The sequence below is a fragment of the Azospirillum sp. genome, assembly GCF_050789165.1.
Window position 1 is genome coordinate 1 of sequence record NZ_JBOZRT010000063.1, and the last position, 22,928, is coordinate 22,928.

19 protein-coding genes and 4 pseudogenes are annotated in these 22,928 nt (G+C 67.6%); 9 read left to right on the forward strand and 14 right to left on the reverse strand.

Translation table 11 applies throughout. The annotated features are described in order from the left end of the window. Positions 1-213 precede the first annotated feature (213 nt). Positions 214-1,122, reverse strand: a complete 909-nt coding sequence (gcvA, locus tag ACRWK7_RS15180; protein ID WP_431857101.1) for a transcriptional regulator GcvA — start codon at positions 1,120-1,122, stop codon at positions 214-216. A gap of 119 nt (positions 1,123-1,241) precedes the next feature. Between gcvA and ACRWK7_RS15185 the strand changes: the two genes are divergently transcribed. Continuing rightward, positions 1,242-2,171 carry a DMT family transporter gene (locus ACRWK7_RS15185; protein ID WP_431857102.1) on the forward strand — a complete coding sequence of 310 codons (930 nt, stop codon included), beginning with the start codon at positions 1,242-1,244 and terminating at the stop codon, positions 2,169-2,171. Positions 2,172-2,618: 447 nt separating this feature from the next. On the opposite strand, the pseudogene ACRWK7_RS15190 reads toward ACRWK7_RS15185, so the two are convergent. Together ACRWK7_RS15190 and ACRWK7_RS15195 are read right to left on the reverse strand one after the other, a co-directional pair. After that, positions 2,619-3,738 (reverse strand): annotated as a pseudogene (locus tag ACRWK7_RS15190) (IS630 family transposase). Positions 3,739-3,809: 71 nt separating this feature from the next. Next, positions 3,810-4,646: pseudogene (locus ACRWK7_RS15195) on the reverse strand (ISL3 family transposase); the annotation flags it as partial. Positions 4,647-4,862: 216 nt separating this feature from the next. On the opposite strand from ACRWK7_RS15195, the pseudogene ACRWK7_RS15200 reads away from it, so the two are divergent. Then, a pseudogene (locus tag ACRWK7_RS15200) lies at positions 4,863-5,138 on the forward strand (transposase); the annotation flags it as partial. Positions 5,139-5,216: 78 nt separating this feature from the next. On the opposite strand, the gene ACRWK7_RS15205 reads toward ACRWK7_RS15200, so the two are convergent. The 5 genes from ACRWK7_RS15205 to ACRWK7_RS15225 all read right to left on the reverse strand — a co-directional run bounded on the left by ACRWK7_RS15205 (position 5,217) and on the right by ACRWK7_RS15225 (position 10,963). Beyond that, positions 5,217-6,821, reverse strand: coding sequence for an aldehyde dehydrogenase (NADP(+)) (locus ACRWK7_RS15205; protein WP_431857103.1), 1,605 nt, complete (start codon positions 6,819-6,821; stop codon positions 5,217-5,219). Positions 6,822-6,912: 91 nt separating this feature from the next. Next, the gene (locus ACRWK7_RS15210; RefSeq protein WP_431857104.1) at positions 6,913-8,415 is read right to left on the reverse strand and encodes a tripartite tricarboxylate transporter permease; all 1,503 of its coding nucleotides are present in this window, start codon (positions 8,413-8,415) and stop codon (positions 6,913-6,915) included. Then, positions 8,409-8,894, reverse strand: a complete 486-nt coding sequence (locus ACRWK7_RS15215) for a tripartite tricarboxylate transporter TctB family protein (RefSeq protein ID WP_431857105.1) — start codon at positions 8,892-8,894, stop codon at positions 8,409-8,411. The genes ACRWK7_RS15210 and ACRWK7_RS15215 overlap by 7 nt, the downstream gene beginning before the upstream one ends. Positions 8,895-8,947: 53 nt before the next feature. Continuing rightward, entirely contained in the window at positions 8,948-9,910 is a 963-nt protein-coding gene (locus tag ACRWK7_RS15220) for a tripartite tricarboxylate transporter substrate binding protein (RefSeq protein ID WP_431857106.1), read from the reverse strand. Between the two features lie 63 nt (positions 9,911-9,973). After that, the gene (locus ACRWK7_RS15225) at positions 9,974-10,963 is read right to left on the reverse strand and encodes a Bug family tripartite tricarboxylate transporter substrate binding protein (protein ID WP_431857107.1); all 990 of its coding nucleotides are present in this window, start codon (positions 10,961-10,963) and stop codon (positions 9,974-9,976) included. Positions 10,964-11,155: 192 nt separating this feature from the next. On the opposite strand from ACRWK7_RS15225, the gene ACRWK7_RS15230 reads away from it, so the two are divergent. The 6 genes from ACRWK7_RS15230 to ACRWK7_RS15255 all read left to right on the forward strand — a co-directional run bounded on the left by ACRWK7_RS15230 (position 11,156) and on the right by ACRWK7_RS15255 (position 16,453). Further along, positions 11,156-12,070: a dihydrodipicolinate synthase family protein gene (locus tag ACRWK7_RS15230; protein ID WP_431857108.1), complete on the forward strand. Its 915-nt coding sequence runs from the start codon at positions 11,156-11,158 to the stop codon at positions 12,068-12,070. A 217-nt stretch (positions 12,071-12,287) separates the two neighbouring features. Next, complete coding sequence (locus ACRWK7_RS15235; protein ID WP_431857109.1) at positions 12,288-13,094, forward strand: IclR family transcriptional regulator; 807 nt, start codon at positions 12,288-12,290, stop codon at positions 13,092-13,094. A gap of 147 nt (positions 13,095-13,241) precedes the next feature. After that, positions 13,242-14,240 (forward strand): dihydroxyacetone kinase subunit DhaK, encoded by a 999-nt coding sequence (locus ACRWK7_RS15240; RefSeq protein WP_431857110.1) that lies wholly within the window; start codon positions 13,242-13,244, stop codon positions 14,238-14,240. A 2-nt stretch (positions 14,241-14,242) separates the two neighbouring features. Next, complete coding sequence (locus ACRWK7_RS15245) at positions 14,243-14,857, forward strand: DAK2 domain-containing protein (protein ID WP_431857111.1); 615 nt, start codon at positions 14,243-14,245, stop codon at positions 14,855-14,857. A gap of 126 nt (positions 14,858-14,983) precedes the next feature. Next, positions 14,984-15,454, forward strand: a complete 471-nt coding sequence (locus ACRWK7_RS15250) for a hypothetical protein (RefSeq protein WP_431857112.1) — start codon at positions 14,984-14,986, stop codon at positions 15,452-15,454. A 246-nt stretch (positions 15,455-15,700) separates the two neighbouring features. Continuing rightward, positions 15,701-16,453, forward strand: coding sequence for an SDR family NAD(P)-dependent oxidoreductase (locus ACRWK7_RS15255; RefSeq protein ID WP_431857113.1), 753 nt, complete (start codon positions 15,701-15,703; stop codon positions 16,451-16,453). A gap of 4 nt (positions 16,454-16,457) precedes the next feature. Here the strand turns inward: ACRWK7_RS15255 and ACRWK7_RS15260 are convergent, their stop codons facing one another. The 6 genes from ACRWK7_RS15260 to ACRWK7_RS15285 all read right to left on the reverse strand — a co-directional run bounded on the left by ACRWK7_RS15260 (position 16,458) and on the right by ACRWK7_RS15285 (position 22,084). After that, on the reverse strand, positions 16,458-17,273 hold the full coding sequence (locus ACRWK7_RS15260) for a phosphodiesterase (RefSeq protein ID WP_431857114.1): 816 nt from the start codon (positions 17,271-17,273) through the stop codon (positions 16,458-16,460). Between the two features lie 5 nt (positions 17,274-17,278). Beyond that, a complete protein-coding gene (locus tag ACRWK7_RS15265; protein WP_431857115.1) occupies positions 17,279-18,328 on the reverse strand; it encodes an ABC transporter ATP-binding protein in 1,050 nt (349 codons plus the stop codon). Further along, on the reverse strand, positions 18,325-19,113 hold the full coding sequence (locus ACRWK7_RS15270; protein ID WP_431857116.1) for an ABC transporter permease: 789 nt from the start codon (positions 19,111-19,113) through the stop codon (positions 18,325-18,327). The genes ACRWK7_RS15265 and ACRWK7_RS15270 overlap by 4 nt, the downstream gene beginning before the upstream one ends. Positions 19,114-19,116: 3 nt before the next feature. Further along, positions 19,117-19,902, reverse strand: coding sequence for an ABC transporter permease (locus tag ACRWK7_RS15275; RefSeq protein ID WP_431857117.1), 786 nt, complete (start codon positions 19,900-19,902; stop codon positions 19,117-19,119). Between the two features lie 136 nt (positions 19,903-20,038). Then, the gene (locus ACRWK7_RS15280; protein ID WP_431857118.1) at positions 20,039-21,046 is read right to left on the reverse strand and encodes an ABC transporter substrate-binding protein; all 1,008 of its coding nucleotides are present in this window, start codon (positions 21,044-21,046) and stop codon (positions 20,039-20,041) included. Between the two features lie 6 nt (positions 21,047-21,052). Next, the gene (locus ACRWK7_RS15285; RefSeq protein WP_431857119.1) at positions 21,053-22,084 is read right to left on the reverse strand and encodes a LacI family DNA-binding transcriptional regulator; all 1,032 of its coding nucleotides are present in this window, start codon (positions 22,082-22,084) and stop codon (positions 21,053-21,055) included. Positions 22,085-22,574: 490 nt separating this feature from the next. On the opposite strand from ACRWK7_RS15285, the pseudogene ACRWK7_RS15290 reads away from it, so the two are divergent. Next, a pseudogene (locus ACRWK7_RS15290) lies at positions 22,575-22,867 on the forward strand (integrase core domain-containing protein); the annotation flags it as partial. Positions 22,868-22,928 lie beyond the last annotated feature (61 nt).

The following is a 22,928-nucleotide window of genomic DNA, read 5'->3' on the forward strand; positions in this document are numbered from 1 at the left end:
CATCATCGCTGCGTCCTCCTCTGCTTAGGAGGACTGAATCAGGACTTCAGCTCGCCGGCAACCCTGACTTTTTCAACACTATCCGCCAGAAGCGGACAGGCCAGCCTCGTGGAACGGGCTAAAGCGCGTCGCGCCAATAGGAGTGTGGCCAAAGGGGATGTTGACTCTGGAGCAGTGATAGTCGGCTGGTCACCAGGAGCGGCCATGCCGATCCTACACTTCGACAGTGACCTTGAACTGCTGCACCTCGTCTTTGATCCAGGCTCTGACTGCACAGACCTTTGGGTGGTCTCGATGCCCCATCGGGTAGACGAGGTCGTATCCGTACTCGACGTCCAGTCGAGCCTCGGGGAAGAGCGCGACAAGACGACTTGCGGCTATGTCCTCCGAGACGAGGACACTTCGCCCGAGCGCCACGCCTTCCCCTCGGATCGCAGCCTCGATCGACATGCTTCCATGACTGTAGCCTGGCCCCCGTGCGCCAGGAGCCGGGATGCCCATCACCCTGAACCAGCGGTTCCAGTCGGCCTTCATGCCGTTCTCATGAATAAGCCGGGATGAAGCTATGTCCTTGGCGGTTCGAAGACCGCCCATCTGCTCGCGGTATTCCGGCGAGCAAACGGGGCTGACGGTCTCGTTCATGATCCGCTCCGAATCGGCATGGGGATAGCGCCCACTCCCGTAACGCATCGCCACGTCCGCCTGCGACTTCGAAAAATCGATCGCGACGTCGGTCACTTCGAGGTGGACGTCGTAGTCGGGATAGCGGGCCATCAACCGGTGCAGACGGGGGGTCAGCCACTTGCTCGCAAACGAGACGCCGGAACTGACGACGAGCCGTGCGGTGTCGTTTCTGCGACGAATGTTCTCCGCCTCGCGGGAGAGTTCCGACAGAAGACGCGTGACGACCGCAAAGAACGCCGAGCCTTCGTCGCTGAACTCGATCCTGCGGGTCAATCGACGGAAGAGCTGGACGCCGAGATGATCCTCCAGCGCCCTGATCTGGCGACTCACCGCACCGTGTGTAACGTGCAGTTCCTCAGCCGCCAGCGTCATGCTCAGTCTCCGCCCGGTCGCCTCGAAGGCGCGCAACGTTTGCAGCGGTGGAAGTCGATCGGCCATGGCGTGCCCATGCGTGCAAATTCCTCACGCATAGTGTGACGACAAATGGTTTGTCCGCAAGAGTGACGAGACTTTAGATGTGCCGCAATCAAGGGCATTCCGACGGATTGCGACGCACCATGAGCCAGATCACGAACGAACCCGCATCCCGTTCTCCGGTCATCGTCACACGCCCTGTCACCCTTGTGACCTTCGGAGCCATGCTGCTCCTCGCGTTGATGTGGGGGTTGTCGATCCCGGTGACGAAGCTCGGCCTGATCACGATGCCGCCCCTGACGCTGACGGCGATCCGGTTTGCGGTCGCGATCCCATTCATGATGCTCCTGCTCACCGGGAAAAAGCCGCTGCCGTGGAAGGCTCTCCCGGCCGTCGCCGCTCTTGGTGTCCTTGGTATCGGCGTCGGGCAAGTTGCTCAGACATTCGGGGTGGCCGGGACGTCCGCCTCGATCGGCACGATACTGTCCGCGACCATCCCGCTCTTCATCGTTTTGTTTGCAACGATCCGGCTCAAGCAGGCCGTCTCGGGTTTACAGCTTCTCGGCGTGGCGGCCGCCTTCGCAGGCATCGTCGTCGTGGCCTTGGAAAACGCGAGCGAGGCAGGACCTCCCGGAACAACCGCCCTCGGGCCGATCTGGATGCTGGTATCGGCGCTGACGGTCGCCTTCTACTACGTCTGGAGCGTCGAGCTCACGAACCGGTACGGCACCGTGGTGGTGGCGACGTGGAGCACGGTCTTCGGCTTTGTGGCGCTGGTGCCGTGGGCGAGCTGGGAGGCCTATCACACGCCCTTTGAGCTGACGGGACAGGCATTGGGGTCAGCGGCTTACCTCGGACTCGTCGTGACGGCAGCGGGCCTCTTCCTGTGGCTGCGTATCCTGCGTGCCGTGCCGGCTTCCATTGCGGCAAGCGTACAGTATCTCCAGCCGGTGTTCGGCATTGCCGCCTCCGCCATCATGTTCGGAGACAAGATCGGAATCCAGTTCATGGCAGGCGTTGCTCTTATCCTGGCAGGGCTCGCTATGGCAATGCGAGCGCGCAGCTCGAAGTAGAGCGATGTTCCGCTTCGGGTTAACAGCAGCCAGCAAGGGTGTAGCAAAAGGGGAACGGCCCACCGGGGCGGTCAAACGCGTCTGCCTCCACCCGAACATATGCTCGGCATCGTCGGGCGGGAATTCGTGTCTGGAGTGCAGCACCGGACCAACGCCATACACCTGAAAGAGCTTTTGCTTGTAGGCTGGCCGAGGTGCCCAATAATCCATCTCCTTTCGATGGAGGGGGCGATGCTGGATCAGCTTCTACAGGCAAGCGAGGCCCTTCGTACAGCGAACCGTACTGGTCGGTTGGCCGGCGTTTTGATCCCGGCCATGTACGGCTGTCCCGAGTGCAGGCTCGTATGGGTCATCGTCTCGCCGGCCCAGCCGGGGGTCTGCGCCGACTGCGGAATGCCCCTGACGGTCCTCACCGCCGATCAGGTCGCCGCGCTCGCTAGTGGTCCTTCAGGGCTGAACTGAAGGGTAAAGGCTGCGCAGCTTGATCCGAGCGTCGTCGGTGGTGAACTGCCAGTCGATGTGCGTGCTGGCGGCGTTTCGGGTATCCTCCCAGCATCGGACATGGTGCTCAAGGGTAGCTTTTCGGGCGATGCGGCGGGCCAGGCATTGCTTGGCCAAGGCGCTCAGTCCGATCTCTGCCATGTTCAGCCAGGAGCCGTGCTTGGGCGTGTGGTGCACTTCCAAGCGGTCAGCCAACCGTTTGGCCTCGGCGGGCGGGAACGCCTCGTACAGGCTGGCCGGCGAATGCGTGTTGAGCTGGCCCATCACCAGCACGACCCGCTCGGCGTCGCGGTAGCGCCCTTCCAGCAGAGCGCGCACGACCTCGGCCCACGCGGTGCGTCGGCGGTGGTCGGTCACCGCCACGTGACGCCAGCCGGCCAGCGGCTCGCAGACCAGGAACAGGCTGGCGACGCCGTTGCGGACGTAGACATGGTCATAGCGCTCCACCGCGCCCGGCTTGGCCGGCAAGGCTTCGCGCGTTTCGCCGATCAGCTGCTTGAAAGTCTCATCCAGGCAGACCACCGGGCGGGCCCCGTCGTGGGGGCGTCGGTACACCTCCAGCACCTCCTCCATGTGGAAGACGAACTCCGTCGACTGCTTGGCCGGGATGCACCACATCTTCCTCAAGTGCGGGCGCAACGCGTTTTTTTGAGCGTCTGGCGCACCGTCTCGGAGGACAGCGTCTCGACATGCCCGAGCATCACCATGTGCTCGGCCAGCAGGCTCAGCGTCCAGCGCCCGCGCCCGTCCGGTGGCTGGGAACAGGCCAGGGCGATGAGATGCGCCTGCTGCTCGCCATCGAGCTTGGTGCGGTAGACGCGGTTCGGGCCGCGGTAGGGGCTCAGCGCCGCCTCGAAGCCCTCCTCGATGAAGCGGCGGCGCAGGCGCTCCACCGTTGCCAGCCCGGCATCCAGGGCCTCGACGATGCGGGCATCGCTCCACGCCGGACCGCCCTCGGATTCGTCGGCCTTCAGCAGGATCTGCGCGTGCTTGAGCTTGTGCGCGCCAGCAACTGGCGAAGCTGCTCGCGCTCCTCCACCGGCAGCGTCACTCGATGCTTCTTCATGGCCGCCCTCCCGTCGGTGCTTTCGCTTCCAACAGGGAGAGCCCCATCACATCACCGCTGACCCAGTACTAGCCCTCGTACTGCAGGCGCTCGGCGGCAGTGAGCAGGGCGGGATCAATGGTCGCCGCGCCGATCGCGTGCCGGATCTGCCGCATGGACGCGCACACCGCGTCGAGGAACGCGCGGCTGGCGTTCTCCATCAGGTGCCAGCGGTCGGCGACCTGAACAGCATGAGGAAGAGCATTGGACGCTGCCAAGGCGTACCCTCCGCCGCGATCCCGGGCGACGATGGCGATCTGCGGCTGCTCCGACAGCCACGCCCGGGACGTGGCCGGTTCCCGATCCGGCAGTAGGGCGATCGTCTTGCGCCGCTCCAGGTCGCAGATGATCGTGCCGTAGCGCTGGTTGCGGCGCCAAGCCCAGTCATCGACCCCGACCACCGTTGGCGGGACGACGCGTGGACTGCCGTGGCGGCGCACCACCCGCAGCAGGGTGTCGCTGCCGATCGGCAGCATCAGCCGGCGGGCGAGCCGGGCCGCGGGGCGCCCGCCCAGGGCGAGGCCCAGATGATGGACGATGTGATCGAGCCGGGTGGTCCGCCGTGCCCAGGGCGCCAGGACCTCCGGGGCGAAGCGTTCGGTGAAGATGCGCCGGCCGCACAGCACAGCGTCGCAGAGGAAGCGCCGGGCCAGGAGCACCAGTTCGACCGGGTGGCCCGCGAGAGGAAGATCCGTAAGGTGCCTGTAATAGCGGCTGTGTACCCGGCTTGAAGGGCTGCTGCATCCCGGGCACCGGCTGCTCGAGCTTGCTTGCCGTACCGTGATCCGCGTCCAGGCGGCGTCATCGACGACCCATTCCACGACGAAACCACGCGGCACCAGCGCCGCCGGTCGGAGTGTCTGGGGCATGGCGTTGATCCCTTTCAGGAAACCAACGTTTGCTCCCGCCCAGCATCACCAAAACTGCGTCAGAGCCAAGGTTGCACGCCGAAACACACCTTGGGAATCCCCAGCAGTGAGTCAGCGCCTCCGCTCGCCGGTATTACACGCTCGGCGCCCGGCAGATGATCGACGCGTCGCCGGGGGCGTTGCCCCGGCTGGAACTCGTCTGGGGCCGACGGCGCGTACGTTGGTCCCTTTGCGAAGTGGTTGGAAAGCGAGCGGGGTTGGCGGGTGGAGGTGCCCTTCCACCGCCAGCGCCAGGCATGGCGTTATGGCCTGGAGGAGCGTCCAACCGGCTTCCAGGTCATCCCACGGCGTTGGGTTGTCGAGCAAACCTTTGCTTGGCTGTCCTGCTCACGGCGGCTCGCCCGCGATTATGAGCGTCTGCCCGAGACGAGGGTGGCCATGGTTCACACGGCAATGAGCTGCATCCTCCTCCGGCACCTCGCTCGATCATAAAGCGTCCAACTTTGCAGACAGTCAGTAAGGACAGCACCGGCGACGCGCAACCGGTGCTGCTGCCGGCCCCGCTATCACTTACCGGATTGAGGCGTCCATCCCATCAGGCCCCTGAAGATTGCCGTCGACGCGGCGCCACAGGTTCAGCGGGTTACCATCCTGAACCGCCTCGGGCAGTAACGCCACCGGAATATCCTGATAGCAGACCGGCCGCAGGAAGCGGCGGATCGCCAGTGCACCCACGGAGGTGGTGCGATTGTCAGAGGTCGCCGGAAAGGGGCCACCGTGGACGATGGCATGGCACACTTCCACCCCCGTCGGCCAACCGTTGAACAGCACCCGTCCGGCCTTCCGCTCCAGTGTTGGAAAGAGTTGGCGGGCCACGTCGGCGTCCGCGTCGTCCGCGTGCACGGTCGCGGTGAGCTGGCCCTCCAGACGCTCGGCCACCGCACGCATCGTCGCCACCTCGGAGCAGCGGACCACCAGAGAGGCGGAGCCGAACACCTCCTCCTGCAAGCCCGGGGCGGACAGGAAAGCTGCGGCGTCAGTGGTGAACAAGGCCGCCTGGCATTGGTTTGGCCCGGCGCAGGCCTGCCCGCGCGCGACCGTCTGCACGTTCGAGTGCGTCGTCAGCCGGCGCACGCCATCGTCATAGGCGGCGCGGATGCCCGGTGTCAGCATGGTGGCCGCCGCGCTCTCCCGCAAGGCTGCCGAGGCCGCCTCCAGGAAACGGTTCAGGCCGGGGCCGTCCACCGCGAGGACAAGCCCCGGATTCGTGCAGAATTGGCCGGCGCCCATGGTCAGCGAGGCCACGAACGCCTTGCCAAGCGTCTCCGCGCGCGTCTCCAAAGCGGCAGGCAGCAGGAATATCGGGTTGATGCTGCTCATCTCCGCATAGACCGGGATGGGCTCACGTCGCGCGGCCGCGACGTTCATCAGCGCAACGCCGCCCCGGCGCGAGCCGGTGAAGCCCACGGCCTTGATGCGCCAGTCGGCAACCAGCGCGGTTCCGACCGCATGGCCCGAGTCGAACAGCATGGAGAACACGCCTTCCGGCAGGCGGCACTCGGCAACCGCAGCCTGAATGGCGCGCCCGATCAGTTCCGATGTGCCGGGATGGGCGGCGTGCGCCTTGACGACCACCGGGCAACCGGCGGCCAGCGCCGATGCGGTGTCGCCACCGGCTACGGAAAAGGCCAGCGGGAAATTGCTGGCACCGAACACCGCCACAGGCCCCAGCGCGATGTGGCGCTGGCGCAGGTCGGGCCGGGGCAGAGGTTTGCGCTCGGGCTGCGCCCGGTCGATATGGGCGTCGAGCCAGCCGCCCTCCCGCACGACTTGGGCGAACAGGCGCAATTGGCCGACGGTCCGGCCGCGCTCGCCCTCGATACGGGGACGCGGCAGGCCGCTCTCGGCAACGGCCCGCTCGACCAGCGCGTCACCCAGGTCGAGGATGCGCTGGGCAATGGTCTCAAGGAGGCGGGCGCGGGTCTCCAGCCCCGTTTCACGAAAGATGTCGAACGCCCCCCAGGCCAGCGCGCAGACACGCTCCACCTCGACGTCGCCGCCGCCGCCGAACGCCGGTTCCATCTCACGGCCGGTGGCCGGATCGACGGCCCGGAAGGCGATGCCCTTGCCATACACGGCGCCGCCGCCGATCAGCATCTCGCCCGTAATCGTCATGGCACTTTCCTGTCAGGGGTTTCTGAAACTGCATCGCTGAGGGCTCCCGGGAGCCCTCAGCGCGTGATCACGATGAGGAGCGGCCGACGCGTCACGTCAGGACGGGGCGCGCCTTGGCTGCGTCCACGAGCTTCAAGACGCCGGCCAGCGCCCAGGAGCCGAGCGTCACCACCGCGAGAGCGATCGCGAGTGGACGGTCGAAGAACACGGACACGTCTCCGCCGCTCTTCAGCATGGACGTCATGAAGGTCTGCTCGATCACAGGCCCGAGAATCAGGCCGAGCACCGCCGGAGCGATGGGGATGTCGTTGGCTTCCATGAAATAGCCAAGCAAACCAATGATGGCGATGATTCCGACCGCAAACAGTGTGTTTTCGACCGAGAAAGCTCCGACGATGCAGAAGAGCAGGATGATGGGAGTGAGATAAGCCGTCGGCACTTTCAGGATCAGGCCAAAGGTGCGAATGCACAGGATGCCGAGGGGAATCATCAGAAGGTTCGCGACAAAGAAGATCGCGAAGATCGAGTAGATCGCCGTCGGATTGTTGAGGAAGATGGTCGGGCCGGGGTTGAGGCCCTTCAGGAACATGACGCTGATCACGATGGCGGTGATCGCGTCACCCGGGATTCCGAACACGGTCGCCGGGATATAGGCTCCCCCCAGGCTGGCGTTGTTCGCTGCGCCGGCGGAGATAAGGCGTTCGACTTTCTGCTCAAGGGCGTTCGGGTCCTTGCCCTTTTGCGACCGGCGGGTGACCGCATAGGCGATCCATGCGGCGATGTCCGCGCCAGCGCCCGGCAGAGCGCCGACGAGCGTTCCCAGCGTGCTTCCACGCAGGACTTCGAGGCGGTGATGCCACATCAGGCGGCCCATGCCGGCGCTGATCGAGCCGACCGCCGGCTGCACCTGCCGTTTGCCGGTTGCCGGAAGCGTCACGGTGCGCAGCAGCTCGGAGATCGCGAACACGCCGATGAGCAGCGGAATCAGGCCGAGGCCGCCGAGCAGATTGGTGACGCCGAAGGTGAAGCGGGGAGTCCCTGAGACGGGATCCATGCCGATGGTCGACAGCCCCAGCCCGAACAGCAGGGATGCGACCCCTTTGAGAAGCGACGAGCCGCCGACGAAGGTCGCGCAGCTGAGGCCCAGGACCGCGAGCCAGAAGTACTCCACGCTGCTGAACTGGAGCGCCAGTTCAGCCAGGTTCGGAGCTGCCAGGGTCAGAACCAGGGCGCTCAGCAAGCCCCCCAAAACCGAGGAGAACAGGCCGGCTCCGAGGGACAGCCCGGCCTTGCCTTCGCGCGTCAGGCTGTACGCGTCGTCGGTGTAGGCCGCCGACGCCGGCGTGCCCGGCATGCGCATGAGCGCGCCCGGGATGTCGCCGGCGAAGATGGCCATGGCGGAGGACGTGATGATGGCCGCGATCGCCGGCACGGGTTCCATGAACATCACGACCGGCACCAGCAGGGCCGTGGCCATCAGTGCGGTCAGGCCGGGGATCGCCCCCAGCACCAGCCCGTAGATGGCGGAAGCGACGATCACCAGCAGCAGGTGGACGTCGAGCAGGACGCCGAGAACGTCCGTTAGGATCACCATAGCAGCCACCCCGAAATGGTCTGAAGCGGTCCCCACGGCAGGGGTACGTGGAGCACGGAGGCGAAGATCGCCGTCAGCACGACCGCGGTGACGGCTCCCGCCGGCACGCTGCGGCGCAAGGGCACACCGGATACGGCCAGCACGAGGACCATCACCAGGACGGCGGTGAGCAGGAAGCCAGCCACGTCGACGATGAGCACGTAGAGGGCAACCGCGGCGGGGATGGACCAGAACCGCACCCAGCCCTGTCTGGTCCGCGACCACTCCGGCCGGTGCCAGAGGGGCTCGGCGCGCAAGGTGCGGAGGCCCAGCAGCGCAATCACCCCTCCGACGACGACCAGCCCCGAGCCGATGAGCAGTGGGAAGAATCCAGGGCCGAACTTGAGGTGGCGCGGCGGCTTCAGGTCGGCCGCGTGCTCGATCATCAGGATGCCGATCACGATGAAGAACAGGCCGACGAGGACGTCTTGAACTTTCATAGCGGATAGCCCCCACCGTCAGAAGGAATGCATGGCGTGCCCGACCTCCCCCCTCACTTCCCGTAACCGAGGGCGTCCATGACGCGGGCGGTGTCCTTCTCGTGCCGGAGCATCACCTCCTCAAGCTGCTTGCTGTTCAGGTACTTGACCCCGAAGTTCGCCTTCGCCATGGCCTCCTTGTACGCGGTGCTCGCCGTCGCCTTGGCGACCGCCGCGTCCAGCTTCGCGACCACATCGCGCGGCAACCCGGCCGGACCGCCGAGAGCCCGCCACGTTCCGCCGTCGACGGCGACGCCGATGGTCTGCGTGGTCGTGGGCACGTTGGGGAATCCAGGCACCGGCTCGGGACTCAGAACGGCCAGGGGACGCACGCGGCCGGCCGACATCAGGGCGGACGCCTCGGGGAGGGAGGCCGTCTGGAAATCCACGCCGCCCGCCGCGAGTTCGATAAGGCCGGGTGCAGCGCCCTGGCCGGGCACCCATTTCACCGCAGCGACGTCGATCCCATAGTCGAGCATCATGCCGGCCACCGGGATGTCCCACACGCTGCCGCAGCCGCCGCTGCAGTGGACCTTGAAGGATCCCGGGGAGGCTTTGATCGCCTCCAGGGCCGTCTTCAGGTCGTTGAAGCGGGACCCGGAAGCGACCAGGAGGGAAGAGGAATCACCGTTGAAGTTGGCGATCGGCGTGAAGTCCTTGGCCGAGAAGTCGGCCTGCCCCGTTGCCTTGTACCCCGCATACGGGAAGAGAAGCCCGACGGTGTAGCCATCGGGCGCGGCGTTCTTGATCGCCGTCAGGCCGACCACGCCGCCGCCCTGGCCCTGGTTGATGATGGTGATCGGCTGCCCAAGGATCTCTTTCAGTTCCCGCGCCAGGATGCGGGTCGTCGTATCACCGCCACCGCCGGCCGCTGCCGGAACGATGATCGTGACAGGGCGCTCGGGGTATTCGGCCTGCGCTGCGCCGGCCAGCCCGGTGAAAGCCATCAGAACGGATGCAAGAACGCTGATACGCATGAATTTTTCCTCCCACTGCCATCCGATGCGCCCACGCCATCGGATCGATTTCTGTGTCGATATCTATTTGCCGTAGCCAACAGCGCCGATCGCGCGTGCGGTCTCCTGCTCGTGCTCCTTCATAAAGGCCGTCAACTCGGCCCGTCCAAGCCAGACCGCCCCGAACCGCCGCGCCTTCATCTCGCGCTGAAAGCGGTCGCTCTCGAACGCGTCCTTCACGGCGGACTCGATCTGCGCCGCGAGCGCGGGGTCCATGCCGGGGGGGCCGGCCAGACCGCGCCAAGTGCCGCCGCTGTACGGCTTCCCGACCTGTTTGCCGACGGTGGCGACGTCCGGGTAGCCCTTGATGCGCTTCTCACTCATCACCGCAATGCTGCGGACCCGGCCTGCGTCGCGCAACGCGTCAACCTCGGGAAGCGAGCATAGGACGACATCGACGCCGCCGGATGCCAGCTCCTGCAGTCCGGCCGCCGATCCGGCGGCGGGAATCAGGTTGAGCCTTTTGGCATCGACGCCCTGGTCGAGAAGCAGGGAAATGAAGGGGATGTCCCAACTGGCATTGCACGTGCCGCCGCACGAGATGCGGAGCGAGCCGGGATCCGCCTTCAGCTTGGCAACGATGTCCGCCACACTCTTCAGCGGGGAGTTCTGCGCAACGTGCACCGCCGCGGGGTCGGCGTTGAACTGGGCGATCGGGGTGTAGCTCGCCGACGTGAAATCGGCCTGTCCCAGCAGCTTGTACTGCGCGAACGGGGCGATCTGGCCAAGCGTGTAGCCGTCGGGTTTGGCCGTCGTGTAGGCGGTCATCCCGACGACGCCCGATGCCTGAGGCTGGTTCACGACATTGAAGGGCTGGCCGAACTTGGCTTCGAGTTCCCGGGCGAGCAGGCGCATCGTGTAGTCGCTGCCGCCCCCGGCCCCGGCGATGACGATCAGCGTCACCGGCCGCTCGGGCCATTTGGCAAGAGCCGGGGCGGCCCCCGCAAGACACGCCAGCACGGCAATGGTGGCCGCCGCTCCTCGGCCGGGCCTGCCTGTGGGCAATCCCATCATAAGCGTTTCCTCCAAGACATGCCGCAGGGCGGTTCGGTGCCCTGCCTTTCCCGCTGTATCCCACGATACGGGATATGCGTCAAGCGAACAGCCTGTCATATCCAATTATAAAGGGCTTATTGCGCGTTGACAGGGTGAAGGTGTTGAATGTAAATACCGCATTGTGGGACATCCAAGGAGGAATACGTCCAAATGTCATCATCGCTGAGCGGCATCATCCCCCCCCTGGTCACACCGTTCACGGCCGACGGGGAGATCGATGAGGCGGCGTTCCGCGCCCAGGTGCGGTTCATGCTGCAAAAGGGCGTCCACGGCGTCTGCGTCGGAGGAAGCACCGGCGAGGGGCACACCCTCTCGACCGAGGAACTGACGCGTCTCGTCGCCATTTCCTGCGAGGAAGTCGACGGCGCCGTTCCCGTCGTGGCGGGCATCATCGTCAACAGCACCCGCGACGCCATCGCCAAGGCCAGGGCCCTGGCGCACCTGCCGGTGGCGGCCCTGCAGGTGACGCCCGTCCACTACGTCTTCAAACCCGACGAGGACGCGACGCTGGCGCATTTCCGCACGCTCGCGGGCGAGACGCAGGTGCCGATCATCATCTACAACGTGGTGCCCTGGAACTACCTGTCGCCGTCGCTCCTGGTCCGCATCATGAAGGAGATCGACAGCATCATCGGCGTCAAGCAGAGCGCGGGCGACCTCAAGCTGATGGCCGATCTGCTGAACGAGCAGGTGCCGGGCAAGCTCGTCTTCACGGCGGTCGACGCGCTTCTCTACCCGTCCTTCGCGCTGGGAGCCCACGGCACCATCGCGGCGAACCCGGCCGCCGTGCCCGGCGTGACCGTCGCGCTGTGGAATGCGGTGCAGGCGGGCGACCATCCGCGCGCGCTGGAAATCCACCGGAGCCTGCTGGCCTTCTGGAACACGATCAACGGCGACAACCTGCCGGGGTGCGTCAAGTATTCACTCAGCCGCCAAGGGTGCGAGGTCGGCGTTCCGCGCCAGCCGATGCCCGCCGCCACCGAGGCGCAGAAGGCGCGCATCGATGCCGCGTTGCGCGAGGTGCTTCGTTACGAGGCCGCGCCGGCGAAGGCCGCGGCGGAATAGCGGCGCCAGCGGAGCCACGGAACGCCGGCCACCCTCGGGAGCACGCTTCCGAGGGTGGCATGCCCTGGGAGGGACGATGAGCGCGTCGACACGACTTGACCCCGGAGGGCCGGTTGGCCGATCTTTGCTTCGCCCTGCGCCTGAAGCAGGCGGAACCGGGCTCCACGACCATGCCCGGTACGCCTGTCCAGCAGGTGAGCAGAAGGAACAGGCATTCTTGAAGACGAACAACATCAAGTCGGCTGGCAAGATGCTCAGCGTCCTTGAATGTTTTTCCACCGTCGACCGCAGGCTGTCGCTTGCCGATGTGGCGCGCCGGACCAAGCTTCCGCGCAGCACGGCGCACCGCCTCATCCTGACGCTCAAAGAAATCGGGTTTCTGGAACAGGATCACAGCCGCGACGAGTACCGGCTCGGCATCAAGCTCTTCGAACTGGGATCGATCGTTCTGGCCAACATGGACGTGCACCGTGTGGCGAAGCCTTACGTGGATGCGCTCAGCACCCTGTCGCGGGAGACCGTCCACCTGTGCGTCTTCGACGGCATGAAGATGGTCTTCATCGAGCGTGGCGCCGGGGGCCGGTCCGGGCAGAACAACGCGACCACCACGATGGAGGCGTCGCCCTGCCATTGCACCGGCGTCGGCAAGGCGACCCTGGCGTTCCAGTCCGACATCGTCATTGACCGCGTCCTCGGGCTGGGTCTTCCGGCCTACACGCGCAACACCCTCACCGACCCCGACCGGCTGAGGGAGGACCTGGCGTTGATCCGCAAGCGCGGATACGCCATCGACGACGGCGAGATCGACATCGGCGTGCGCTGCGTCGCCGCCCCGATCCGCAACACCAGCGGGCATGTCTTCGCCGCGGTGAGCGTGAGCGGCCCCGCCACGCGCATGACGTACGAACGCGTGCAGAGCCTCGCCCCTGTCGTCATGAGCCACGCGGAGTCGATTTCGCTCCAACTGGGCTACAGCAACGGTGACGACGCCGCGGCGCCTGCGCCCAACACACCCATTACGTAGCGGACAGGACCGGGCGCCTGCGTCCGGGCCCCAAGCCGTACAAGCCTGCATCCGACCAACAATCCCTTCCAGTGACCGCAGCGCCGGAGCGCTGCGGGCGGAGGGCTGCCATGGCGCGCGGAAGCGGCGCAACGGGAGGAATCCATCGTGAAGAAGCTGATCAACGATCCTGCGCACTATGTGGACGAGATGCTCGACGGACTGTGCGCAGCCCATCCGTCCCTCACGCGGGATGGACCGGCGGGGCGGGTGATCCGCCGCACCGACGGCGCCCGGGCGGGCAAGGTCGGCATCGTGACCGGCGGCGGATCCGGACACCTGCCCCTGTTCACCGGCTATGTCGGTCCGGGTCTCGTCGACGCCTGCTCGATCGGCAACGTCTTCGAAGGCCCCACCGTGGATTCCTGCATCGCCGCGATCAAGGCGGCGTCCGGCGGGCGCGGCGTCCTGCGCCTGTACGGGAACTATGGTGGCGACCGCATGAACTTCGACATGGCGGGGGAATTCCTGGAGGACGAAGGTCTGGACCTGAGCACGGTGCTCGGCACCGACGATATCGCCAGCGCCGCCCCCGAAGAACGCAACAAGAGGCGCGGCGTCGCCGGTATCGTGTACGCCTACAAGATCGCCGGCGCCCGGGCCGACGAGGGCGCCTCGCTGGCCGAGGTGACCGCGGCGGCGGCGAAGGCCGTGGAGCGGACGCGGACCATCGGCTGCGCCCTCTCGCCCTGCCAGATCCCCGGTGCGGCGGAGCCGTCGTTCAGCATCGCCCAAGGCGAAATGGAAATGGGCATCGGCATCCACGGCGAGCCCGGCATCTGGCGCGACACGCTCAAGCCGGCGGATGCCGTCGCGGACGAGATGGTCGAGCGCCTGCTGGCGGAACGTCCCGAGGGAAGCGGGAATCGCGTGTCGGTCCTGGTCAACGGCCTCGGCGCCACCCCCCTGGAAGAGCTATTCATCCTGTACCGGCGCATCGCGGAACGGCTGGACAAGGCCGGGCTGGCGATCGTCCGCCCCCTGGTCGGGCCTTACGTGACCTCAATGGAGATGGCCGGCGTTTCGCTCAGCCTTTGCTTCCTCGACGATGAACTGGAACGGCTTCTTGCCGCTCCGGCGTCCTGCCCCTTCTGGAGGGTTGGTTGACCATGGGCCTGACCGTCACGCGCATCGCCGCCGGTGTCGCCCTCGCACGCGCGCGCATGGCAACCCTTGAACAGGAACTCAATGTGGCCGACGCCAGACTCGGCGATGGGGACACCGGCGGCATGCTGCGCCGGGTGCTGGACTTCATGGCCGAGCAGCAGATGGATGGGACCGACGATGTCGGGGCGAGCCTGGGCATCCTTGCCAGGGCCGCGGCCGCCGCCACGGGATCGAGCCTCGGCACCCTGCTGGCGACCGGGCTCCTGACGATGTCGAAGAGGACGAAGGGACGGACCGAAATCCCCTGGAGCGAATTGGCCCCTCTTCTCGAACAGGCGCGCGATGCCGTCATGGCGCGAGGCGGCGCGAAGCTTGGGGACAAGACCGTAGTGGATGCGCTCGATGCGGTTTCCACGGCCCTGGCCGGCGCCGGGGATCAGGATGCGGTCCGCGCAAGAGCAATCGCAGCCTGTGATGCGGCACTTGTCCGCTTCCGGAACGAGCCTTGCCGCATGGGACGTGCCCGCATGTATGCTGACAAGAGCATCGGCATGGATGATCCCGGCATGCTCGCTTTCGCGCGTCTCATCGATAGTGTTTGTCGGCGTGGCTCGTGATGTTCTGTCGGATTTCGGGTTCCGTTGCAAAGCTTGCCGGTAGGCGCGGAGAGCCGCGTCGTCCGCGTCGTCAGGCGGCAACACCGAACCAAGGCCGGGCTGCGGGCGGCCAAAGCGCGGGGCAGGGTGGGGGGCAACCCGCGCCTGCGCGCACGCGATCCCGACGCCATCCGGCAGCTGGCGGAGATTCGCGACCGGCAGTATCTGGCGGAGCTGCTGTCCACCATGGAGGCCTGGATGCCGAAGGTCCGGGCGCTGCGCCCGGCCAATTCCTGGAGCAAGGTGGCCAGGGCTCTGGGTCGCCTCGGCTCCCCCGACCGGGCGTGGACGGCGGACCGCTTGGTGGCGGAGGGCTTGGCCGATCGGGCGTTGATCGCGCCGGCACCGCGCAAGCCGCCGAAGGACGACATCCTGTTGGTGATCGCCGGCATCAAGGGCGCCGATCCCGATCTCGGCCTGCGCGCCATCGCCGCGCGCCTGGAAGAGATGCGCATCCGCACCACGCGCGGCGGCACGAGCCGGTCGGCGTCCTCGGTCAAGGCGCTGCTCGACCGCGCCGAACGGTTCAGCCTCGTAAGGCCGGCGGTCAAGTCATAAGCAACGGCGGGCCCGACCCGGCGAAATATGCACGCATGGAGGCGATCGGTCCGCTTGGCGGGACGGGGTGGTCACCAACGCCGTCAAGCACGCCGTTCCCGACCGCCGGCCCGCGGCAACGCAACCGCCGTGTCGGTGCAGAGTTGCTTGCACCGGTTCAGCATCCGGGAGATTCTGTCTCCCGGCGGCCGTTCCATCGGCCTCCGTCGAATCAAGGCCTTCGAACGCGCCCCGGGAGGATAAAGGATGATCGTGCTCGTAACAGGTGCAACCGCCGGCTTCGGTGCGGCGATCACCCGGCGCTTCGTGCAGGCCGGCCATCGTGTGGTGGCGGCCGGTCGCCGGGCGGAACGGCTCGACGGCCTGGTGGCGGAATTCGGGCCGGACAGCGTCCACCCGCTCGTGCTCGACGTGCGTGACCGCGGCGCGGTGGAGCGGGCGGTCAAGGCCTTGCCGGACGGGTTCGCCGCCGTCGACCTCCTGGTCAACAACGCCGGGCTCGCCATCGGCCTCGAACCTGCCCAGGCCGCCGACCTCGACGCCTGGGAGGCGATGGTGGACACCAACGTCAAGGGCCTGATGTACGTCACCCACGCGGTGCTGCCGGGCATGGTCGAGCGCAACCGGGGGCACGTCGTGAACCTCGGCTCGACGGCCGCGCTCTATCCCTATCCGGGCGGGAACGTCTACGGCGCGACGAAGGCCTTCGTGCGCCAGTTCTCGCTGAACCTGCGCGCGGATCTCCTCGGCACCAAGGTGCGGGTCACGGACGTGGAGCCGGGGCTCGTCGGCGGCACCGAGTTCTCGGCCGTGCGCTTCCGGGGCGACACCGACCGTGCGGGAAAGCTCTACGAGGGGGCCGACGCGCTGACGCCGGAGGACATCGCCGAGACAGTCTTCTGGGTCGCTACGCTGCCACCGCGCATGAACGTCAACACGATCGAACTCATGCCGGTCACCCAGGCGTTCGGCCCGCTCGCGGTTGTCCGCAACACGTGAGCGTTCAGTCGATCAGCCGGCCGCCATCGAAGAACGGGTAGGGGCCCGGCCAGTCGCCGATGAAGGCGGTGTGGCTGACCAGCCCGGTGTCCGGCTGCCAGAGGTGCAGCTGGTAGCCCGGCGGCTCCAGCACGAAGGCCGACGGCGCCGCGTCGCGCAGGTCGAGCGCCACCTGATGGCTGGTGCCGGGCGCCGTGGAGGCGACCGTGCCGGCCCAGCGCACCTGGATCGGCCGGTGCATGTGGCCGCACAGCACGCGCTCCACCTGCGGGTGGCGACGCACCACGGCGGCGAAGCCGTCGGCGTTCAGGAAGCCCTGCGCGTCCATGTGGCCGATGCCGGTGCGGAAGGGCGGGTGGTGCAGGAACAGCACCGTCGGGCGCTCGGGCTGCTCGGACAGGCGGCGGTCGAGCCAGTCGAGGCGCTCTGCGCACAACTCGCCGCCACCCTGGCCCGGCAGCACGGAATCGAGGCCGATCAGCCGCACCGGCCACTCCTCCACCGCGTACTGCACGAAGCCGTTCCGCGGCAGGCGGGGCATATCAGCGAAGGCCGCCGCCATGGCGGCGCGCTCGTCGTGGTTGCCCGGCACCGGCAACAGCGGCGCCCGCAGCGGCTGCAGGATCTCGCGCAGCAGGGCGTACTCCTCGGGCCTGCCGGCGTCCACCAGGTCGCCGGTCAGCAGCACCACGTCGGGTGGCGTGATCAACGCGTTGACAGCCTCGACGGCGCGCGCCAGCGCCTCGGCGGTGTCCACCCGGCGGTAGGCCAGGCGGCCGCGCGGCTTGATGTGCGGGTCGGTGAGTTGGGCGATCAGCATGGCGGTCACTCCGGCAGGGTGAGAAGGCGGGCTGGATCGAAGGACAGTGACACCGCCGCGCCGCGCGTGAGATCGCTGCGCCCGGGGGCATCCACGGTCAGCGTCAGGCCGTCGGCGGTCTCGGCCAGCACGCGCGTGCGGTCGCCGAGGAAGACCGCCGCCGCGACCCGCGCGTCCAAATGCCCGTCCCCGGCCCCGACGATGACGTCCTCCGGCCGCACCAGCACCTCGATGCGCCCTTCCGGGCCGCGCCAGGGCAACAGACCGCGCCCAATGGTCAGCGTGCCGCCGCGCGCCTCGGCCGGCAGGCGGTTCATGGTGCCGATGAACTCGGCGACGAAGGCATCGGCCGGACGGTGATAGATCTCGCGCGGGGTGCCGACCTGGGCGACGCGTCCCTTGGACATGACGACGATGCGGTCGCCGAGCGCCATGGCCTCGGCTTGGTCGTGCGTCACGTAGACCGCGGTGATGCCCAACGTGCGCAGCAGCCGGTCGATCTCCAGGCGCAGGGTGTCGCGCAGCTTGGCATCCAGCGCGGTCAGCGGCTCGTCCAACAGCAGCACGCGCGGCCGCACCACCAGCGCCCGCGCCAACGCCACGCGCTGCCGCTGCCCGCCGGAGAGCTGGTCGATGCGCCGCCCGGCCAGATCGGCGATGTGCATCATCACCAGCATCTCTTCTGCCCGGCGCAGCCGCTCTGCCCGCGCCACGCCGCGCACGCGCAGGCCGTAGGCGACGTTGTCGATGACGGTCATGTTGGGGAACAGGGCGTAGCTCTGGAACACCATGCCGACGTTGCGCCGCTCGATGGGCAGGGCGGTCACGTCGTCCTCGCCGAAATAGACGCGCCCGCCGGGGTCGGGGCTCTCCAGCCCGGCGATGATGCGCAACGTCGTTGTCTTGCCGCAGCCGGACGGCCCGAGGAATACCAGCGTCTCGCCGCCGGTAATGGCGAGGTCGAGCGGCTCCAGCGCGCACACGCCGCCGTCGTAGGTCTTGCCGCAGCCCGTCAGGCGGATGGGGACGGCGTCGAGATGGAAACGGTCGCTCATGCGCGCCCCCGGTTGGCGAGGATCTGAAGGACGATCAGGCTGGGGATGATCATCAGGAAGAACACCAGCGTGTAGGCGCTGCCGATCTCGATGCGCATGGAGGCGTAGCTGTCGGCCAGCCCCACCGGCAGCGTCTTGGTCAGCGGCGTATGCAGCAGCCAGGTCAGGTTGAACTCGCCCATGGACAGCGTCAGCACCATCAGCGAGCCGGCGAGGATGCCCGACAGGCAGTTCGGCAGCACCACGTGGAAGAAGCGCTGCGCAAAGCCGGCGCCCAGGCTGGCCGCGCCCTCCTCCAGCGTCGCGAAGTCGATGGAGTGCAGCACGGCCAGCACCGAGCGCACCATGAAGGGCAGGGTGAACAGCACGTGCCCGACGAGGATGAAGAGCCAGCTGCGCCGGAAGTCGCCGAACCCGCCGTAGGTGACGATCAGCGCCAGCGACGTGGCGAGGCCCGGCACGGCGACCGGCATCACCAGCAGCTCCTCGATGGCGCGGGCCACCGCCCCCTTCCTGCGCGCCAGCACGTAGGCCGCCGGCACGCCCAGCACCAGCGTGCAGGCGAGGCAGGCGAAGGCGATCTGCATGGACAGCCAGATGGTCTCGGCGTAGAGCCGCCAGACCTCCTCCACCCACTTGAGCGTCAGCCCGCTCTTGATGCCGACGAAGTAGTTCACGGTCACGCCGGCCAGCATGGACAGCACCACCGGCACCACCAGCAGCGCGCAGACCAGCAGCGTGAAGACCAGCTGAGTCCAGAAGGACGCGGTTCGCCTTTTCGCCATGGCTCACCCCGCCGCCGCGACGGAGGTGCCGGCGAAGCTGCGCGCCACCGCCAGCGCCGCCCAAGTCACGGCGCCCAGCACGAAGCTGAGCGCCGCCGCCGTGGCGATGTTCGCCGCCAGCGTGAACTCCGTGTAGATGGTCATGGGCAGCACGTCGATGCGGGTGGCCAGCGTGAAGGCGGTGCCGAAGGCGCCCATCGCCGTGGCGAAGCAGATGGCGCCGGCCGACAGGAAGGCGGGTTTGAGCGCCGGGAGGATGACGTGCCCGACCACCTGCCAGGGCCGGGCGCCGAGCGAGCGAGCCGCCTCCTCCAGCCGCGGGTCGAGCTTCTCGGCAGAAGCCATGACGGTGAGGATCACCCGCGGGATCGAGAAGTAGACGTAGCCGAGGAACAGCCCGGCCATGGAATAGGCGAACACCAGCTTGGAGCCGGTGAGCCGGAAGGTCAGGTCGCCGATCAGCCCCTGCCGTCCGGCCAGCATGATGACCATGAAGCCGATCACCACGCCGGGGAAGGCCAGCGGGAAGGTCAGCATGGCGATCAGCACGCTGCGCCCGGGGAAGCGGTTGCGCACCAGGAACAGCCCGGCCACCGTCGAGACCGCCAGCGTCACCAGCGTCACCCCGGCCGACAGCAGGACGGTCGAGACGAGGCTTTCGAGATGACGCGGGTTGGTGACGATGGAGGCGTAGGCGCCCCAGCCCTCCGCGCCCGACCCGCCGATCAGCAACAGCCGGACCATCGGCAGCAGGAAGAAGGCGCCGAACACCACCGCGGCCGGGGCCATGAGCGCCGTCAGGAGGATGGGGTCTCGGCGCAGGAACGCTTGCCCCCACCCTAACCCTCCCCCGCGAAGCGGTGGAGGGGATCTTACTCCCTCCACCGCGAGAGCGGGGGAGGGCCGGGGAGGGGGCAGCGTCATGTCACCGCACCTCCGCCTGATAGCGGTCGGTGAAGCCCTTCTGCGCCGCGGCCATCTTGGCGAGGTCCACCGGCTTCACGCGGGCGTAGTCGGCGGCCGGCAGGAACTTCGCGGCCATCTCCGGCGACAGGGCGGCGGCGCGCACCGGGCGCATGAAGGCGTTGCCCCACAGCGCCTGCCCCTTGTCGGACAGCACGTAGTCGAGGATCTTCTTGCCGTTCTCCGGGTTCGGGCCATTCTTCACCAGGCTCATGACGTAGGGTACGGAGACCGAGCCCTCGGCTGGGATGACGAACTCCACCGGCGCCTTGTCGGTGTACTTGGCGCGGTAGGCGTTGAAGTCGTAGTCGATGAGGATCGGGATCTCGCCGGACAGCACGCGGGCGTAGGAGGTCTGCTTCGGCACGATGGGCTGGTTCTTCTGCAGGTCCTTGAACCAGCCGATGGCCTTGTCGAAGCTGTTGTAATCGCCGCCCAGCGCCAGGTTCACCGCGACCGCGCCGACATAGCCAACGGCGGCGCTGGTCGGGTCGAGGTAGCCGACCATGCCGGCGTAGTCCGGCTTCTTCAGGTCGGCCCAGGAGCGCGGCACCGGCTTGCCGCCCAGCGCGTCCTTGTTCACGAACAGCCCCAGCGTGCCGGAGTGGATGGCGAACCAGCTGCCGTCGGAGTCCTTCTCGCCGGCCGGGATCTCGTCCCACTTCGCCGGCTTGTAGGAGGCGACGACGCCCGCCGCCTTGGCCTGGATGCCGACCGGGCCGCCGAAATAGGCGACGTCGGCCACCGGCCTGTCCTTCTCGGCGATCAGCGCCGACAGAGCTTGGCCGGAGTTCTTGTTGTCGAACGGCACGGCGATGCCGAGGTCGTCCTTGATGGCCTTCAGCTGCGAGGCCCAGTCCGCCCATTCCGGCGGGCAGTTGTAGCAGATGGCGCTCTGCTGCGCCGCCGCCGGAGTGGCCGCGGCCGCGGCGACCAGGGCCGCGGCGCCAAGGAGGAACGCGTTCAGCATGGTGGTCTATCCTCTCTGCAGGTGCGCTTCTGTCGGCGCGGGACCCAGGGACTCCCCCGGGCGGATGGTGAAGGGAAGCAGCAGCGCCGACGCCGGCCGTTCGCCCGCCAGCGCGGCGGACAGGCGGGAAAAGGCGCGTTCGCCCATGGCGTGGGCCGGCTGGACCAGCGTGGCGAGGCTGGGGCAGGCGAGCGCGCCCATCTCGATCCCGTCGAAGCCGGTGACCGAGGCGTCGTCGGGCACCCGCAGGCCGAGGTCACGCAGCGCGCGGATCGTCGCCAGTGCCAGCAGGTCGTTGGAGGCGAACAGTGCGGTGGGGCGGTCCGGCCCGGCCAGCACGGGGGCGAGGTGCTGGTCCAGCCGCCGGTCGGCGAAATCCACCTCGACCACCGGGCCGGGCGCCAGCCCCGCGGCGGCGAGCGCGGCCAGGAACCCGTCACGCCGCAGGCGGGAGCGGTCGGACTGCCGGAACCGCCCGGCCACCATGGCGATGCGCCGGTGTCCCAGCGCCAGCATGCGCTCCACCATGGCGCGTGCGGCGGCGACGTTGTCCACCGACACGAAAGCGTGGGCGGCGTCCCGCGGCTGGTTGTAGGCGAGCACGTAGGGGATGCTGGCCGCCGCCAGCGCCGCCAGCACCGCGCTGGACTCCGCCTCGGCGACGGTCAGCACTAGGCCGTCCACCTGATGCGACAACAGCGTGTCGACGGCCCGGCGCTCACGGTCCGGATCGTAGTCGGAGCAGGCGATCAGCACGGAATAGCCGGCCGCCGCCGCGGCGTCCTGGATGCCGGCGACGCTGTCGGCGAAGACCGGATTGCGCAGGGAGGGGACCAGCACGCCGATGGTGCGCGTGCGCGCCTCCTTCAGGCTGCGGCCGACGCGGTTGGGGCGGAACCCCAGCTCGGCGATGGCGGCGCGGACGCGCGCGGAGGTCTCCGGCGTGGTGGGCGTGCCGCCGTTCAGGACACGCGAGACCGTGGCGATGGACACGCCGGCGCGCGCCGCCACGTCCCGGATCGTCGCTCCCCTCCCCATACGGCCCTGCCTCCCATCGTGTGATGCGGGAGATCATCCATGTGCCAAGTTGCCGCATCGTGACACGATGAAAACGTTTTCGTGAAGCTGGCGTACGGGAATAGGGCGTTCGGACAGGAAGGCGCCGTGCCATCCAAGAGCGCGGTGGTGATTGACAGCTGCGCCTGCCCCTTGGCCGCCAGTTCCGTCAGCACCTCGTCTACGGAGGCATCGACATTCGAGAACGCGTCCAAGGAAGCTGGTGTGGTGCTTGCTGGACGAACGGCGCTGCCCATAAACTGCTGACCTGAAGGCTGTTGATGACGCTCACAGCCCTATCAGACCGGCTGCCTGGGGTAACACCCATCTTCAGCTTAAAGTAGCATTCCGCGCAGCGCCGGTCAGGACCAGGCAACCGGCCCGCCCACGCCAACTCTGGGCGCGCTCCGGCGGGACGGTTAGCTCCTATACCACGTCCAGGGACGTGACCATTGGACGGTGTGGGCCGAGATTGCTGCACTCGGACCGCGGGTGCGAATACACTCGGCGAAGTCCAGCCAAGCCCTGAAAAGCTACGGCTTCGTCCAATCCATGAGCCGCAAGGGGAACTGCTGGGATAACCTGCCCATGGAGAGCTTCTTCGCCAGCTTAAAGGCCGGACGTGTCCATGGGCAGCGGCATCCGACACGCGACGCCGCCAAGCGGGACCTGTTCGCCTGCATCGAAGGCTACTGCAATCGCCAGCGGCTCCACTCGGCTCTCGGCGACATCACCCCAGAACAGGCCGAACTGCGGACCGCGTAACCCGGTGTCCATTCTCCCGGCTCTCCCGCGGGACGCTCGGTGTCGTCATCATCCCCCTCTC